At 69.3% G+C, this 15,078-nt stretch carries 20 protein-coding genes and 1 tRNA gene; all 21 read right to left on the bottom strand.

The window, feature by feature from the left end; all coding sequences use genetic code 11:
• Window positions 1-20 precede the first annotated feature (20 nt).
• Complete coding sequence (locus AS029_RS12935; protein WP_058232997.1) at window positions 21-326, bottom strand: hypothetical protein; 306 nt, start codon at window positions 324-326, stop codon at window positions 21-23.
• Window positions 326-817 carry a hypothetical protein gene (locus AS029_RS12930; protein ID WP_058232996.1) on the bottom strand — a complete coding sequence of 164 codons (492 nt, stop codon included), beginning with the start codon at window positions 815-817 and terminating at the stop codon, window positions 326-328. Before AS029_RS12930 ends, AS029_RS12935 begins: the two co-directional genes overlap by 1 nt.
• Entirely contained in the window at window positions 804-1,229 is a 426-nt protein-coding gene (locus AS029_RS12925; RefSeq protein WP_058232995.1) for a hypothetical protein, read from the bottom strand. Before AS029_RS12925 ends, AS029_RS12930 begins: the two co-directional genes overlap by 14 nt.
• Window positions 1,226-2,023, bottom strand: a complete 798-nt coding sequence (locus AS029_RS12920; protein ID WP_058232994.1) for a M15 family metallopeptidase domain-containing protein — start codon at window positions 2,021-2,023, stop codon at window positions 1,226-1,228. Before AS029_RS12920 ends, AS029_RS12925 begins: the two co-directional genes overlap by 4 nt.
• A gap of 62 nt (window positions 2,024-2,085) precedes the next feature.
• Window positions 2,086-2,772 (bottom strand): hypothetical protein, encoded by a 687-nt coding sequence (locus AS029_RS12915; RefSeq protein WP_058232993.1) that lies wholly within the window; start codon window positions 2,770-2,772, stop codon window positions 2,086-2,088.
• 3 nt (window positions 2,773-2,775) lie between these two features.
• The gene (locus AS029_RS12910) at window positions 2,776-3,669 is read right to left on the bottom strand and encodes a hypothetical protein (protein WP_058232992.1); all 894 of its coding nucleotides are present in this window, start codon (window positions 3,667-3,669) and stop codon (window positions 2,776-2,778) included.
• The gene (locus AS029_RS12905; RefSeq protein WP_058232991.1) at window positions 3,662-4,747 is read right to left on the bottom strand and encodes a hypothetical protein; all 1,086 of its coding nucleotides are present in this window, start codon (window positions 4,745-4,747) and stop codon (window positions 3,662-3,664) included. The genes AS029_RS12910 and AS029_RS12905 overlap by 8 nt, the downstream gene beginning before the upstream one ends.
• Window positions 4,748-4,757: 10 nt before the next feature.
• The gene (locus tag AS029_RS12900; RefSeq protein ID WP_139168119.1) at window positions 4,758-5,645 is read right to left on the bottom strand and encodes a hypothetical protein; all 888 of its coding nucleotides are present in this window, start codon (window positions 5,643-5,645) and stop codon (window positions 4,758-4,760) included.
• Window positions 5,646-5,713: 68 nt separating this feature from the next.
• Window positions 5,714-8,593 carry a phage tail tape measure protein gene (locus AS029_RS12895; protein WP_058232989.1) on the bottom strand — a complete coding sequence of 960 codons (2,880 nt, stop codon included), beginning with the start codon at window positions 8,591-8,593 and terminating at the stop codon, window positions 5,714-5,716.
• Window positions 8,594-8,905: 312 nt separating this feature from the next.
• Entirely contained in the window at window positions 8,906-9,373 is a 468-nt protein-coding gene (locus AS029_RS12890; RefSeq protein WP_058232988.1) for a hypothetical protein, read from the bottom strand.
• Between the two features lie 21 nt (window positions 9,374-9,394).
• Window positions 9,395-10,147, bottom strand: a complete 753-nt coding sequence (locus AS029_RS12885; protein ID WP_058232987.1) for an IPT/TIG domain-containing protein — start codon at window positions 10,145-10,147, stop codon at window positions 9,395-9,397.
• Window positions 10,148-10,193: 46 nt separating this feature from the next.
• Window positions 10,194-10,610: a hypothetical protein gene (locus AS029_RS12880; protein ID WP_058232986.1), complete on the bottom strand. Its 417-nt coding sequence runs from the start codon at window positions 10,608-10,610 to the stop codon at window positions 10,194-10,196.
• Window positions 10,603-10,968: a hypothetical protein gene (locus AS029_RS12875; protein WP_058232985.1), complete on the bottom strand. Its 366-nt coding sequence runs from the start codon at window positions 10,966-10,968 to the stop codon at window positions 10,603-10,605. Before AS029_RS12875 ends, AS029_RS12880 begins: the two co-directional genes overlap by 8 nt.
• A gap of 9 nt (window positions 10,969-10,977) precedes the next feature.
• The gene (locus AS029_RS12870) at window positions 10,978-11,322 is read right to left on the bottom strand and encodes a hypothetical protein (protein WP_058232984.1); all 345 of its coding nucleotides are present in this window, start codon (window positions 11,320-11,322) and stop codon (window positions 10,978-10,980) included.
• 334 nt (window positions 11,323-11,656) lie between these two features.
• Window positions 11,657-12,070, bottom strand: coding sequence for a hypothetical protein (locus tag AS029_RS12865; protein WP_058232983.1), 414 nt, complete (start codon window positions 12,068-12,070; stop codon window positions 11,657-11,659).
• A gap of 1 nt (window position 12,071) precedes the next feature.
• The gene (locus AS029_RS12860; RefSeq protein ID WP_058232982.1) at window positions 12,072-12,521 is read right to left on the bottom strand and encodes a hypothetical protein; all 450 of its coding nucleotides are present in this window, start codon (window positions 12,519-12,521) and stop codon (window positions 12,072-12,074) included.
• A gap of 15 nt (window positions 12,522-12,536) precedes the next feature.
• Window positions 12,537-12,597: transfer RNA gene (locus tag AS029_RS12855), tRNA-OTHER, on the bottom strand.
• 51 nt (window positions 12,598-12,648) lie between these two features.
• Window positions 12,649-13,056, bottom strand: coding sequence for an Ish1 domain-containing protein (locus AS029_RS12850; protein ID WP_139168117.1), 408 nt, complete (start codon window positions 13,054-13,056; stop codon window positions 12,649-12,651).
• Window positions 13,057-13,061: 5 nt separating this feature from the next.
• On the bottom strand, window positions 13,062-14,066 hold the full coding sequence (locus AS029_RS12845; protein WP_058232980.1) for a major capsid protein: 1,005 nt from the start codon (window positions 14,064-14,066) through the stop codon (window positions 13,062-13,064).
• 21 nt (window positions 14,067-14,087) lie between these two features.
• Window positions 14,088-14,735, bottom strand: coding sequence for a hypothetical protein (locus AS029_RS12840; RefSeq protein WP_058232979.1), 648 nt, complete (start codon window positions 14,733-14,735; stop codon window positions 14,088-14,090).
• A complete protein-coding gene (locus AS029_RS12835) occupies window positions 14,732-14,980 on the bottom strand; it encodes a glutaredoxin domain-containing protein (RefSeq protein ID WP_058232978.1) in 249 nt (82 codons plus the stop codon). The genes AS029_RS12840 and AS029_RS12835 overlap by 4 nt, the downstream gene beginning before the upstream one ends.
• Window positions 14,981-15,078 lie beyond the last annotated feature (98 nt).

Below are 15,078 nucleotides of genomic sequence, written 5' to 3'. Positions count from 1 at the left end.
ACCCCGACACGGTGCCGGGGTCAGGTGGGGTGGGTGTCTTCGTCGATCCCGAGGGCGCGGCGCATCCAGTAGTCGCGCTCGCCCTCGGCCTTCTCCGCGCGCGTCTCGGCCTTCTTGAGCTGATCCTTCATGTCGGCGTACGCGCGGTAGTCGATGTCGTCGTCGACGTGCTCGGCGACGGCGGGAATGCCTACCTCGGGGGCAGGGGTCTTGTCAGGGCGGCGCCACGCACCGATGAGGTCGGCGGTGGCTTTCGTGAGTCCAGCGACGGCGGTGACCACAACGGCCGCCACGGTCGCGATAGCGACCCACGCGTCCACCGTCATCAGGTCTCCTTCGACTGGGCGATCGCCTCCACGTGGGTGGTGCGTCCAGCCCGGAGAGCTCGCCGGTAGCGCGCGAGCCCGCGGACGATCTGAGCCACGCGCACAGCGGCGGTGACACCAAGGCCGCCGACCATGAGCTGCGTGAGGGGGTTCGATCCGAAGCCGTACTCGTGCACGAGAGCGGCCCACAGCAGCAGGTAACACAGCGACACGACGCCTGTCACGACGGCCTCGATGCGCTGCACGGCGCGCATGCGGTGTCCGTGACCCTCGGCGCGCTTCATCAGCGGCAAGGTCGCCAGCGCGACGACGGCGGCCAGCAGGAGCACCCACTGCCACGCATCGGCCAGGACGACACTCCACGCCTCGAGCGCGAGCGGCTGATACACCTCGACGACCGACAGGATCGGGATGCCGGTGGAGATGACCATCGCCCCGGCCGCCCACGCGTTGTCGGGCGAGGTGATGCGTACCGGCTTAGGCTCGTCCACCGTCGATCTCCCCTCGTTGCACCAGGCACGCCATCCCGGCGACGAGGGTGAGCAGCGCGAGCACCGTGTACACGATCGGCGCGGACGGGGCGAAGTTCGGCGAGAACGCGATCGGCAGGACCCACAGCACCCACACGATCCCGAGCAGGAACGTGGGTATCGCGGCGGCCGCGCGCGAGTGGACGAGCATCGCCACCATCAGCACGGACAGCACGACCATCGCCAGCCCCCACCACGGCGGGGGGACGAGCGCAAACGCCTGCGCGAACGACGGAACCCGCTGGTACGCGTCCGGGGTGGCGACGATGGTCGCGCCGAACACGCCCGCACCCGCGCCGAGGATCACGGTGATGATTTCGGCGAGGTAGATGTGCGCGAGCTTGTACCGCCACGCGGTGGGGATGACCGTCACGAGGCGATCTCCACGCCCCGCTGCTGCAGGATGTGGTCCGCGTAAAGGGTCTCGCCGTCCATCGGCAGGCGCGCGATGTCACGGGACGCCCAAGCGAACCCGTACTGCTTGAGCAGCATGAGGATGCCCGCGTCGGTGAGCTGACGCTCGCCGGCCTTCTCGCGGTCCTCTTGGCGCGCGTTCTCGCCGGGCCACTGCTTGCCGGTGTTGAAGTAATTCGTGTTCGCCGCGGCGGTCTCGTTGTAGTGCCGGGTGATGCAGATGCCGGGCACCATCGTGAAGCTCACGCCGCCCGTCGTCGATCGGAAGTTGATGGGCATGTCGTCGGCCTCCTCAGGCTCAGGCAGTTTGGTGGTTTCGGGGTTGATGGTGATGGCCGCGAACGTGGGCACGCTCCACGGGTCGAAGTCGCCGATGTGCCACAGCTCCTGCGGCGAGACGAAGTCGACGGTGAAGCCGACGAGGCGGCAGAGCGCGACGAACCGTCCCCACCCGAGCGACGCCCAGTTGTAGACGTCGATGGCTGCGCAGTCGCGGCCGTTGAAGTTCAGCCCGTGGGAGGAGTACCCGGGCACCGCGGCCCAGATGCCGAGCTCGGCGCGGTACTCGTACTGGATGCTGAGGGGGCGGTAGGCGTTCCACCCCGGCGAGATGATCAGCCAGACGCCGTACTTCTCCCACGCGAGACGCTGCAGCTCGCGCCAGCGCGCCGCGGTCCCCTCGGGAAGGTAGTGCTGGTCGCTCAGCTTGACGAGCGCGCTGAGGGGGGCCTGTCCGTTGGCGTAGCGCGGCATGCGGCACGTCCTTTCGTGACGAAGCCCCCGGTGGTGTTCCGGGGGCTTCCGCGTGGTGTGGGTTACGACGAGAGGAACTGGACGGAGAACTCGCCGGAGCTGCGCGCCGGGTCGGGGCCGCCGAGGGCGACGCTTCCGCTGGTGGTGGCGATGATGACGTTCACGACCGCGTTCGCCGGCAGGTAGACGGAGGCGACGTCGAGCTTCGCCATGACGCCGAGGGTGGCGGAGGTCACCACGGAGTCCTGCGACAGAACTCCGAGGGTGGAGTTGAGCCACAGGGCGAGTGCCTGCCCCGCGACGGCGGCGACGAGCACCCGCGCGGAGATGCGGTAGTAGCCCGCCTTCTTCACGGTGATGTCACCGGACGACGCGTACGTGAACCACTGGTCGCTGAACGAGCGCGACGGAGACGTACCGGGCGCCGCCCACATGCGGACGGTCTCGTTTGCCGCGGCCGACTGCACCTGCCCGGCGACCAGGTTGATCTCCGGCAGCGACGCTCCACCGACCAGGACACCCTGCGGCGCCGTGTTGGTGCGTTCGTAGATCAGGCCTGTGTCCGTCTCGATGATCAGCCATCCCACCCGCGTCTGGCTGCCGGTGAGGTTCTGCCGCTGCGCCGAGTTGACCTTGAGGAGACCCCCGGTCTTCATCGCCATGTCGACGATGGCCTGCAGGTCCCCGGCGACGTCGGATGCGTCGTCGTTGATGGTGAGCGCCCCGTCGGCGCTTTCGATGTGCCCCATGCGTCAGGCCTTCCATGTGATGCGCAGCGCGCCGGACATGCCGTCCTGGGCGAGCGACTTGAAGATGTTGTAGCCGCCCTGGTTGAGGCCGACGCCCCACCGGTCGCCGCCCGCCTTGAGCGCGTTGAACCACCCGGCGGCGTCGGGCGGCGTCTGCCACCCCTCACCGGGCGCCCACGTGGTGTAGCCGCCGAACCCCGGTACGCCGCCCTTCCGGGCGTCGCTGTGCAGGGCGAAGCGGGGCGGGTCGCCGCGCCGCTGGCTGTAGACGATGAAGATCTCGAGCGACCCGAACTCCGCGTTCGCGGGGATCGTGCTCTTGATCTGGTCGCCGTAGAACCATGCGCCGTAGGTGGAGTTCAATGCGTACGGGCTCGCTGTCCACCAGCGGGCGGACCCCCGGTCGGTGGATCCGGCGTCGATGGCGCGGAACTCCGCCGTGCGTGTCACGGGCCCGCTCGGTTCGCCGCCTCCGGGTGCGGGTGGCGGGGGTGGCGGGTCGGGGGAGGTGGACAGCTTCATGCACCACGGCGGCCAGGACCAGTTGATGCCAACGCTGTCGCCGGATGTGGGCGGGTCCGATGGGGGACCGTACGGCATCAGGAACGTTCCGAAGTCGGTCGTCACGTTGACGTAGTCGCCGGACACGGTCGCAACGACGCCGCCGCCCGGCTTCGGCGCGGTCGGACCGATCATGAACAGGACCCCGTCGATGGACCAGACGTGCACGGTCTCGCTCACCTCCGGCACGAAGCCGCCGGTGAAGGGAACTGTGATGCGTTGGTCTCCGAGGTCGACGAGCGCGAGCATGTCGGACTGGCCCACGTAGCGCCCGACGTACGGGGTGACACGGCTCTTCCCATCGAGGAGCTTGGTGATCGCTTCGGCGTCAAGCATCTGGCACCTCCACCGTGAGGACGGTCGCGGCGCCGACGTGCCGAACGACCTGTGTCCGGACGTGCCCGCCGCGGAAGATGTGCACGTCCCCTACCTCAATGAGCGGGTTGAAGGGCACAGTGATTTCGCGCGTGACCGAGCGAAGCCGCGCCACCCGGCGGAGCAGGGCATCGGCGTAGTCGTCGACCTGCTGCTGCGTCGTCAGTCGGTCGGCCCGGTAGGAGTACGTGGACCCTCCGAAGGGTGACGGCGACCCGTCAGGGTTCCGCGTGCGGAGGAACCCCTCCGTCACTTCGCGGACGCTGTACAGTGGCTTCCCGTCCGCTGTGCGCCCCGTCACAGCCACACGGTTGTGCGTCTCCCGGGAGGTCATCGACGGAGGGGCAGTCACCACGTCGACGAGCTCGCCGACCGGTTCGGGCCACGCCTTCGGCCGCGCGGTGAGATATCCCGCGGAGTCCACGTGCGGCCAGGCATCCATCGCGTCGAAGATCGCCTGCAGGATCGGCTCGCGCGCGCCTTCGTACGGCAGCGGCGGGAGGACCTTGTCGTCGACGTTGCGGAGGACCGGAAGCTCCGAGATCGCCTGCACCTCCGACCACGCTGACGTGGAACGGGGAGCCGTCGGCAGGGCGAAGTCGTTCCGCTGCACGCGGACGAGGGGGTCGTTGAGCTCGAGGGTGAAGGACTCGCCCGGGTGGATGACCTGCCCTTCCCACGGCATCCGCGCCTCGACCACGTCAGGGACGTTCGTGATGACGAACCGTCCCTGCGGGATCCGCTCGGTGAACACGCCCCCGCCGACGAGGCAGTCGACCTGCAACTCACCCCCGAACGGGGAGAACCAGTCGCCCACCTCCCGGGGCGCCATCGACCGGGCATAGCTGTCCGCCCAGACGACGCGAGCCGTGCCTGATCCGGTGACGAACCTCGTGCCGTCCCACTGCAACGAGTGTCCGGTTGCGATGGGCACGTCCTGGAGGCGGCGTTCGCCGGCGTACATGAGGTCGAACACCCATTGAGCGTTCAGGCCACCGCTGCCGATGATGCTGCGTGCTTGGTCGGAGGCGGCGCGCATCGTGTTCCTCTCAGCTTGCGGAGGCGAACTCCCACGCCGTGCCCCACTGGCTGTAGCGCGGTAGAGCGGTACCGATCTCGTCGTAGGACGGGCCGAAGGCCGCCACGAGGTCGGAGTATCGGACAGCGGGGGTCGTGAGCGCCGGAGCGGGCGCTGCGATCTCGGAGACGACAGCCACGAAGCGGCTTCGCGTGCCGCCGTACGCGAGGTCGAAGTCCACCTCCTGGAGGTCACGCACCTCGCAGAAGAAGACGGGAGGCAGCAGGGGGTGCATGGACCGGACCAGCCACGCAGCCAGTTGGGGGTGTTCCTCGTCGCCGAGCGTGGCCCAGACCGCAGCCGCCGTCGCCCTGTCCGGCACCTCGAAGCTGAACTGCACACCCGACAGGCCCTGCCGCGGACCGAAACCCACCAGACGAGGGAACGATTTCCCCTCGACAGGCACCAGATCCAGAGGCGCCTGCCGCGTGATGCTTTCCACGTTGGCGGCGGTCTCGGTGACGACCGCTCGCAGACGCGGATTGAGGGGCTGCTGGATGACGGTTTCGTACCGCTCGGCCGGGGCCGGCATGATGACCGATCCGATGGGGAGGGTGACCGACCCGTGAAACACGGTGTGGCACTCGAGTTCGTACGCGCTCGCGACACCTCTGCCCGCTTCGCGATCCAATGCCCCGAAACCGTCGAACGAAAACGCGGCGCCGATGACACCGCGCACTTCCCGTCGGCGTGAGCCGTCCCGCCGCCAGAGCGTTATATGCGCGGTGTCGTCCGGGACCTTCACGGTGACCATCTGCGCCGTTCCACCGGTCGCCTCCGGGCCGGTAGCGCCGGGGCTGCCGCCGTCGAGACTCCCCGTCGGTGCAGCCCCGGCGCCACCGCCGTCGTACGCGTCCATCTCCTGCAGCTGGATCTCGACGCGAGGGACGGGGGCCATGTCAGGGCGGGCGGTGAGGGTGGCGATCATCATCGTGAGGAGCTCCCTCCGCTCAGGGTCGTGGCTGATTGGTATCGGGCTTCCGCGATGCGGCCGTCAACGATCCGGACCAGCCCGTCTCCGCCGATATGGAGGGTTCCAGTGATGTCGAGGCCGGTCAGGTCGGACGAGGGGCCGCCGCCGCCGGTGATGGCCGGCGCGGCGCCCTTCGGGACCATGTCGAAGCCCCACTCGGAGAGCATCTGCTTCGCGATGACCAGGGACCGGTCGCGCTTCGCGGGGGAGTTGGGCAGGTACCACTCGCCGCCGGTCTCGTCCTCCGCCCACACCCGGTAGGTGCCGGCGCGAGCGAACTGTGCGACGTGGTTCTCGCCGCGGCGGCCACCGTTCGCGTAGAACTCGACCTTGCCGCCGTCGGCCTGCGTGATGCCGCCCGACCCGCCGAGGCCTTGCGCCACGGGTACGCCCGCGATCTTCACGATGATCTCGCGGCCGGTGTTGCGGCTGATGTACGAGTCCACCTGCTGCTGCGCGAACGCAGTGTCCGCGATGATCTTCCACTCCGTCTCGGACGGGATGCGGTAGATCTGATCGGCGAGGGCCTGCGCCTCGTCGGCGTTGTACCCCAGGTCCTGTGCGCGCTGGATGAGGGCCTGACGGCCAGCCTCGAGCGACGACCGGTAATTCTGGGTGTTCCCGTCGAGCGCGAACTGCTTATCCGCTGCGTCCTGCGACGAGGCTGCGAGGTCGTTGAGCATGCCGAGGTTGTCGCGGCCTGCCTGCGTGCCCTGGTCCAGGGACAGGGAGTAGCCCTCCTGGCCCTCGCGTGCCTTCTGGATGGTCTCGTCGACCTTCGCGAGCGCGTCCTGATAGTCGATGTTCGCGCTGACCGCGTCCTGCCCGACCCCGTTCGCCTCGTTGATGGTGTCGATGAGCTGCTGCAGCTCACCCTCGAGGGTGTCCGCGCCGTCGGCGGCTTCGACGTACGCCGCGGCCGCGGACTTCGTGACCTCCGTGCCGGCGCCCGTCGCGTCCGTCGACCCCTCGGTGGCGGCCTTGAGGTCATCGTGGCGGGTCTTCGAGTCGATGAGCTGCGTGTTCATGTCGTCGACGGCTCGGCTCGCGTCCTGCAAGCCGATGTCGAAGCCGCCCGTGGCGAAGCTCGCGTCCTTGAACCGCTTGATGACGTCGTCGGCGGCCGCTCCACCCTCGTAGAGAGCGTCGGTGAGCTCCTTCTGACTGAGGCCGACCTTCTTCGCCTGCTCGAACACGCCGGCGTCGGCCAGCTTCTTCGCGATCATCGCGCGGGTGTTCTCCGTCGCGGCGCCCGTGACCTCGTCGAGGCTGTCGGCGAACTCGGCGGCGCCCGCGTTCATCTCCGCCTGACGGGCGACGACGAGCGCGATGACGGTGACGATGCCGGTGAGCGCGAGCGCCGCGCCAGCGCCGACCAGGGCAGTGGTGCGCATACTGGCGTTGGTCTTGGCGAACTCGGCCTGCAGCTCGATCAGTCGGGCTCGGACCTGCACGGCACCGCCCGCGAACAGCAGCATCGCGGCCGCAGCAACGCCGACCACAAGCGCGGTCGCCTGCACCGGGGCGGGCATCTCCCCGTAGCTGTCGACCAGCTGCGTCGCGATCTGCACCATCTGGCGGAGGATCTCGTTCGCGCCGGATCCGGTGCGGATGAGCGCGGTGTCGAACGCTCCACCGAGCTTCTCAATGTCGCCGGCGAGGTTGTCCTGCCGCATGGCGGCCTGCTCCGCGGCGTACCCGGAGTCGTCGACCGCGTCGGTCCACTCGTTGATCTTGGCGGAGCCGCCTTCGTAGAGCAGCGTCGCGGCGTTGAGGGACTCGTTGCCGAAGATTCGGCCGAGCGCGGCGAGACGCTCCTGCTCGGTGAGGCCGCCGAGGTTGTTACGCAGCTGGTCGGCGATGCCGGCGAGGGAGAGCATGTTGCCTTGCGCGTCGAAGGCGGTGATGTTGTACTTCGCCATCTCCTTCTCCGCGGCCATGGACGGCGCCTGGAGGCTCGCGAGAACGCCGCGGAGCGACGTTCCGGCTTTCTCGCCGATGATGCCCTGCGTCGCGAAGTACGCGATCGTGCCGGCGGTCTCGTCGAGCGAGAGGCCGACAGACCCGGCGAGGGGTCCGACGTAGCTCAGCGCGAGCGCGAGGTCGTCGACGGATCCCTGAGCCTTGCCAGCGCCGGCGGCGAGCACGTCGGAGACGTGCGCAGCCTCGGACGCGGGGAGGCGGAACTGGGTGAGCGTGGTCGCCATGATCTCGGCGGAGCGGGCGACCTGCAGTTGCCCGGCGGCGGCGAGGGCGAGCGCCCCGTTCAGGGAGCCGCCGACGATGTCGGAGACGGACTGGCCCGCCTTCGCGAGCTCCTCCTCCGCGGCGGCGGCCTCGGACGCCGAGTACGCGGTGTCGGCGCCGGCCTCGAGCGCGGCCTCGCCGAGCTGCTTCTGCTCCGCGGCGGTCGCCATCGTCGCGGCGCGGGTCTGCGCCATCGCCTCGTCGAACTCGGTGTACTTCGCCACCGACAGCGCCACGACAGCGGCAGTGGCGGCACCGGCGACGAGGAGGACCTTCGACAGCTCCCGGGCCGCCGAGATCTGCTCCTCGGTCGACTGGGCCTGCTTCTGCTGCTTCTTCGCCGCGGTCTCGGACTCGTCGCCGACGCCCTTCGTCGACTTCGCCTGCTCGTCGAGGGGAGCCTTCGCGTCCTTCGCCTTCTTGCCGGTCCTGTCGACGGCGTCGCCGGTGCGCTCGACCTTCGGGGTCGCCTCAGATGAAGTCCGGCCGACCTTCTCGATCGCCTGGTCCGCGGACGCCATGTCCGACCGGAAGGTCTGCGCGCCCGCCGTCTGGATCTTGAAGATCAGTGCGCCCGCGTCGAACATGCCGTACCGCCTTCCCGACCCATGTCGTGTCGATGTCGGGGAGGCGGTAGATCGCGCCGCGGACGGTGTGCCACGGGCGGGTGTCGAGCGCGCGGTCGAGGTCGGGGATGAGGCCCGCGGTGGCGAGGTCGAGCTCCACCTCGCCGAACAGCTCCGGCCAGACGAGCCCCCAGAACTCGGAGGTCGTCAGGCCGGGGCCGTCGTCGTGGCGGGTGTGCCGCTCGGCGGATGCCGCGCGCTGCGCCTGCCACTCGGGGGTGTAGATCAGCTCGGGGTAGACCCCGTTCGCGTCGGGCCGGCCGACGCCGATGATCAGGCCGTCGCGGATGCCGCGGGCGATGTCCGCCGGGCCAAGAGACCCAAACGCAGGGACAGCGCCCCCGTGGCTTTTAGGGTGCCCGCGAGACCCTCACCGCCCTCGATGTACGCCTTCACGCCGTCGAGGCCGAGCACCGTCTGCCAGAAGAACGCGGGCATCAGGATGGACTCGGCTTCGTCCTGCGACAGCTCGAGGCCGATGCGGTTGAAGTTGGTCTGCTCGGCGTCGGGGCGCGGTTCCCACCGGCCGGTGATCGCGTTCTGTCGGCCACCGTCCGCGGCGATCTGCAGCGCCTCGGTCATGTCCTGCGCGCGGTTCGACTGCCCGGCGGAGACGGCGAGGTAGGTGTCGGTGATCTGCACTCCGGCGCGGCCGGGGAGCGGGTGGATGACGAACGGCTGGTCGATGCCGTCGAACGTGAGGTGAAGGTCGCGGCCGACCTTCTCGGCGTGCACAGTCATGGAGTCCCTGCCCTCCCTGACTTACGCGGCGGTGTACGGCAGCGTGTTCGACGCGCCGGCGTCGTTGGTGACGGTGATCGGTGCCGAGCCGGACACGGTCGCCGGGATCAGCAGGGCGACGGTGTACTCGTCGACCTTGAGGATCTTCGTGACCGCCTGACCGTCGATCGTGGCGCTGACGACGGTGCCGAGCTTGTACCCGCGGACCTTGAGCAGGTCACCGGTGGTGAGACCGGCCGGGGTGGCGGACTCGAGGATCGGCGCGCCGTTCCCGGCGAGCGGGGAAGTGATGCGCGGGACGATGCCGTCGGACTGGAGGGTGATGCGGACGATGCCCTTGTCGGCGAAGCCCGTGTTGCCCTCGGCGTACGCGACAGAGAACTTGCCCTGCACGACGGGCATGTCCTCGTCGAGCGCGTCGGTGAACAGCTGGAACTCGCGCTTGTTCGCCTCGCCCTCGGAGAACGCGGCGGACACGAGGTCCTTGAACCACGCCTGGGCGGCGACGATCTGCTTCGTGACGGGGTCGCGGACGACCTCGACGTCGAAGGTGGGGGCGTAGTTGTAGCCGATGATGTCCTCGCGGGTGCGGCCCTTCTGGCCGTACACCTCGCGGGGGACACTGATCTTCGTCGGGTTGAGGGCGAGGTTGTTGATGTCGCCCGTGATGTTCTGGAACACGCCGTTCTGCCGCATGCGGATCAGGCGCTGGTGCGCGAGCGCGACGGACCCCGCGGAGGGCGCCATCGTGTCGTAGAGGGTGGTGTCGGCCATGGCCGCCTCCTTCGTGGGTGGTGTGCCGGCGCTTCCGGCGGGGTTCCTACGGCCGGCGGCCGCGGAAGTAGTAGGTCGAGGCGACGGCTGCGCGTCCCTGCGAGTCGGGGTCGAAGTCGGTGGCGGAGAACTCCCACGCCCAGCCGATGCCGAGCACGTTGGGGACGTACTCCTTCTGGTCGAGCACGGCGCGGAGGTCGGCGCCCCAGGAGCGCGCGGCGGCGGCGCCGCCCTTGCGTCGGGTGTAGATCTGCGTGCGCCAGACCATGTCCGCGCGGCCCTCGGGGACAGGGCGGAGCGGGGTGAGCAGCGTGTACTCGTTGACGCTGGTCGGCATGACGCCGTCGAGGCGGATCGCTCGCTCCGGTATGACACCCGGCAGCTGGTGGTAGACCGCGAGGCCCGCGGTGTGCAGCAGCTGCGCGAGCGCGCGGTTCAGGATGATCTCCGGCGCGTCAGCCACCCTGCACCTCGTTCCGGATGATGTCGCCGAGCTCCTTTTTGTTCTGCACGACGGCGTTCTCCACCCACTTGCCCTGCGCGTTCGGGTTCGAGTCCTTCGAGAAGTCGTACTCGGGGTGCTCATGCAGCCGGGCCGCGTACGGGGTGTCGTAGACGATGCCCGCGCCCTCCTCGGGGTCGACGGCCGGCTCCACGGTCCCGGACCCGGAGAGGTTTCCCGTGTCGAGGGGCACCATCTGCCGGGAGAGGGTGAGACCGCGCTCGGCGGCCTTGTTCTCGCCGGAGATGAGGCGCGCCCGAATCTCGTCGGTCAACTCGCCGAGGCGGTTCGTCATCGTCACCTGCACGCGAATGGCCATGGGCGCTCCCTACTCGAGGTACAGCTCCACGTGGGACGGGGTGCCGCGGTAGTCGAAGAACGCGGAGTCGATGACCTCGGCGGTGCGCTCGCGCGGGGTGCCCGCCCACACGGTCACACGTGACCGGGGTGCGGTGTCGTCGTCGGGCAGCATCACGACGAACGTCGTTGACGTGATCTCCTGCCCAGACGTGGGGGAGGTGGAGCGGCGGTCGACGCGGAGGCGGGTCTTCTGTTCGACGTACGCGGGGCGGTCCGCGCGCTCGTCGCCCCAGATGTCGCCTTCGGCGCCGTCGCCGTCGAACGGCTGGACGATGACGCGGTGGGGGAGGTGCTTCGCTCGCAGGCGGGCCATCGTGACCTCCTAACGAGCCGGATCTAGGTCGTTCGGCGCCAGAGGATTGCAGCTGCATTCGGATCTCTATGCGCCATCCGGAGAACCGAAGCAGGGTAGGGATTCGGCAGACCAGCAGACACCATCCACAAGCCCTGAATCGCGGGAGCTTTCCAGGGGCTCCAGCGATATCGCCTCTCGAGTCCTTCAAGACGCCGGAGGTCTTCGAGCCGGGTAGGGCCAGGTCGATGCATGTATTTCACCGTTCAGTGCCCCTCGTCCGCTTCGCTGGTCAAAGAATATGGGCCGTCATTCCGGTCACGACGACAGCCTGTTCAGAATGCAGTCAAGCAATTCAGGAGTGTGCGACGGCGGCGCCGATCAGGCCCGCGGTGGTGAGAATGTCGACGGCCTTGTCGCCGATGCGGCGCGCGAGCTTCTCGCTGGCGGACAGGTTGTCCGACCCGGACGACGTCGTGCCGAGCGACACGGACCCGATCTTCACCGCGCCCTGGACCGCGTCGATGCCGCGGGGGTCGTCGGTGTCGGCCCAGTGCTCGACGATCGCGCACGTCGCCTCCGCGAGGTCCTCCGCGGTGTCGGCGTCGGTGGGGTAGCCGTCGTCGTCGACGTCGTACACGGCGCCGCGGATCAGCTTCTCGACCTCGACGGACGCAGAGCGCAGTCGCTTCGTCAGCAGATCGGTGTCGTCGAAGTCCTCCTCGGCGTACTTCGCGTAGTCCGTGGGGGTGGCGAACACGCGCTGCATCTCAGCCCTCCGTACCCGGCAGCGTTTCGCCGGGCTTGACCGCCGCCCAGATGCCGTCGCGCAGCTCGGCCTTTCCGAAATCGGGAACGCCGGGGGAGACGAACGACCCGTCACCGTTCTCGACGCTGCCCGGGATGGGGTCCATCGGGCGGCGGGACAGGATTTCGACGATCTCCGCGTGCTTCGCCTTCGACGGGAGGTCGATACCGTCCATCTCGGCGATCTCGCGCAGCTGCGCGATCGTCATGGTGGTGAGGTCGATGATCGGCTCGCCGAGGCCCCCGTGGTACGGGGCGACGACCTCGGGGTCTTCCTCGAAGCGGAACCCGTGCTGACGGAACGCGAGCTCCCGCTCGGGGTGCAACGACTCGACCGTCGCGACACCGTCGATGAACTCGACGTCGAACTGCCTCTGGCGGCCGGCGACAGCCTGGGGGTGGATGATGCGCATGATGCCTCCTCTGGGTGGTCGACACGGCAGGACTCGAACCTGCGTCCCGTGGCTCTTCCATCTGAGCTACGTGTCGTGGTGCTCCCCGCACGACGGCGTGTGCGCGCCGTGCGGGGAGCGGTGACGGTTACTTGACCGGCAGTTCCGCCTGGTCCTTGACCTCGCCGTCCTTCGGGTCGGTGGCGTCGTTGACGAGCGCCTGACCCTCCGGGGTGGTGACGCCCTTGTACGGGGTGCCGCCGGGCTTGATCGCCGCCCAGATGTCGTCCTTCGTCTTCACGTCGGCTTCGATCTGGATGCCGTGCGCCTTCGCGTACGCGAGGAGCTGCGTCTTCGTCCACTTGTCGGACGGGTCGCCCAGGGGGAAGTCCCGCTCAGCGTCCTCGTCGACGTGGCCGCCGACGGTGTACCCCTGACGCTCGAAGTACGCGATAGCGCCCTCGTCGTCCGTGGAGCCCACGCCGTCGACGAACCGGACGCCCGCGACGATGCCGTCGAAGCCCTCGACGGGCGTTTTGATGGTCTTCTTCGCCATGTCGATCACCGCACCTTCACGTTGCGCAGCACGGCGGCTGCCTTGGTGGCCTTGAGGGCGACGGCGATCGGGCCGAGCTCGACCTCGCCCTTCTTGACGGCGCCGGCCGACGTGAAGTCGGGGAGCCAGGTCTGCACGAGCTGGCCGCCGACGATGGACACGCCGTGGAAGCCGTCGAGGCCGACACGGTACGCGTACAGGTCGGTCAGGCCGGTCACGGACGAGCCGCCGACGGTGCGCGTGGCGATCGGGATGATCGGGTTGTTCGTGCCGGGCTTGTTGCCCGGGTCGGCGAACAGCACGCCACCGTACGTCTCACGCTCGATCGGGCGGCCGTTGACCCCGAGGAGGCCCTCGACGGGGTCCTTGGTGTACTGGCCGGCGCGGCGGGCCGCGGCGCGCACGCGGGCGAGCGCGGATGCGTTGCCGAGGATGATGGTCGGCGCGCCGTCGAGAGCGGCGAGGAACTCGTCGATCTTGTCGAGCGCGCGGTGCTCGGCGCGGGCGTTGGTGTCGAAGTCGGACCAGTCGGTCACGGCGCCGACGCCGAGCTCGGTCGACGAGCCGGTGAGGGCCTTGTCGAGACCGTCGAAGCCGTTCGCGTCGGTCGCCACGTCGCCGTTGATGACGGCGTCCTGGAACTTCGTGCGGGTGGCCTTGACGGTCTGCTGCAGGTTCAGCGTGACGGCGCCGGACGCGGCGGGGCCGATCTTCGCGATGACGCGGTCGACCTCGAACGAGCCACCGAGGGGCGCGAGATTCACCGTGACGGGGGTCGTGGTGACGTGCTCGGGCGTGTACTCGGTGTTCAGCGCACGGAATCCGGCGCTGCGCTGCGTGGCGAGGCGGCGGTAGCCGTAGGTGAGCGTCGCGCCGCCGCCGGCGGGGTTCACGACGTCGTCGAAGATCAGCGAGTCGATGACGGTCGATTCCTTACGGAACTCGTCGATCACCGCCACGTCGACATCGTCGGTCGCGTTCTTCTTCGCTTCTGCGATGGATACGGGCATGTTTCATCTCCCTCAGAGGAGTCAGCCCCCGAGGCGCGCTTTGACTGCGCCGTCGAGGGAGGGGGTGGTGGTGGGGGTCGGCTGGCCGCCCTGGTGCCCGGGGCCGCTTGCTCCGGGGAGAGTGGGTCCTGCCTTGAACGCCGAGTTCCTCTCGAGCGCGTCTGTGATCGCCTTGTCGACGGCTGCCTGGTCGGCGAGGTCGATTCCGGCGAGGGTCTTGGTGAAGCTCGAGGAGTCGAGCAGCAGGTCGGCGTGGGCGCCGAGGCGGGGCGCGGCGAGGAGCACGGCCCGCTCGCGCTTGAGGGTGTCACGCTCGGCGGCGGCGGCGTCGCGCTCGGCCTTCGTCGCGGTGTGCTCGCTCTGCTCCTTCTCGAACGACTCGCGGTGGCCGCGCGCCTCCTGGCGGAGCTCGCGGACGTACTCGTCGGGGTTGCCGCGGAAGTTCACCGGCTCGGGCTGGGCCGGGGGCGTGGCCGGGGGAGCGGGCTGTGCCGGCGGGGGAGTCGGTGCGGGCGGAGTCGCCGGGGCCGCGGGTGCGGCGGGCTCGGCGGGAGCCGCGGGCGTGGGGGTGCCGCCGGGTGCGCCGTTCTCGCCGTCGAAGTACCGCAGGAACGGGCGGTCGAACACCGGGGCGAACTGCGGGCCGAGGGTGCGGGTCTGCGTGCTCACGCGGGCACCTCCTCGGTGAGACGGTCGGCGAGTTCGCCGATCAGGTCGGGGCGGAACCCCGCCCACGACTCCTCGCCGGCGATGACGACGGGCGCGGACTGGTGGCCGAGGGCCTTCGCGGCGGCGAGGTTGCCGGGGTCGGTGAGGTCCTCGATGGTGAAGTCGACGCCGCGCTTGGTGAGCAGGGTCTTGGTGAGGTCGCACTGCCGGCAGTCCGGCTTGGTGTAGACGCGGACGGTGGTCATGGGTGAGCCTCCTGCTCGTGGGTTCGCTGCACCCCTGCGGTGAGCGACGTGTGAGGGGACCGCAGCCGTCGAAGTGCAGGGCCGACGACGGCCGCGGA

The organism is Microbacterium enclense (genome assembly GCF_001456955.1).
GTDB classification, from domain to species: Bacteria; Actinomycetota; Actinomycetes; order Actinomycetales; family Microbacteriaceae; genus Microbacterium; species Microbacterium enclense.
The sequence above is the reverse complement of the archived record's forward strand: the minus strand, read 5'-3'. Positions and strand labels throughout refer to the sequence as shown.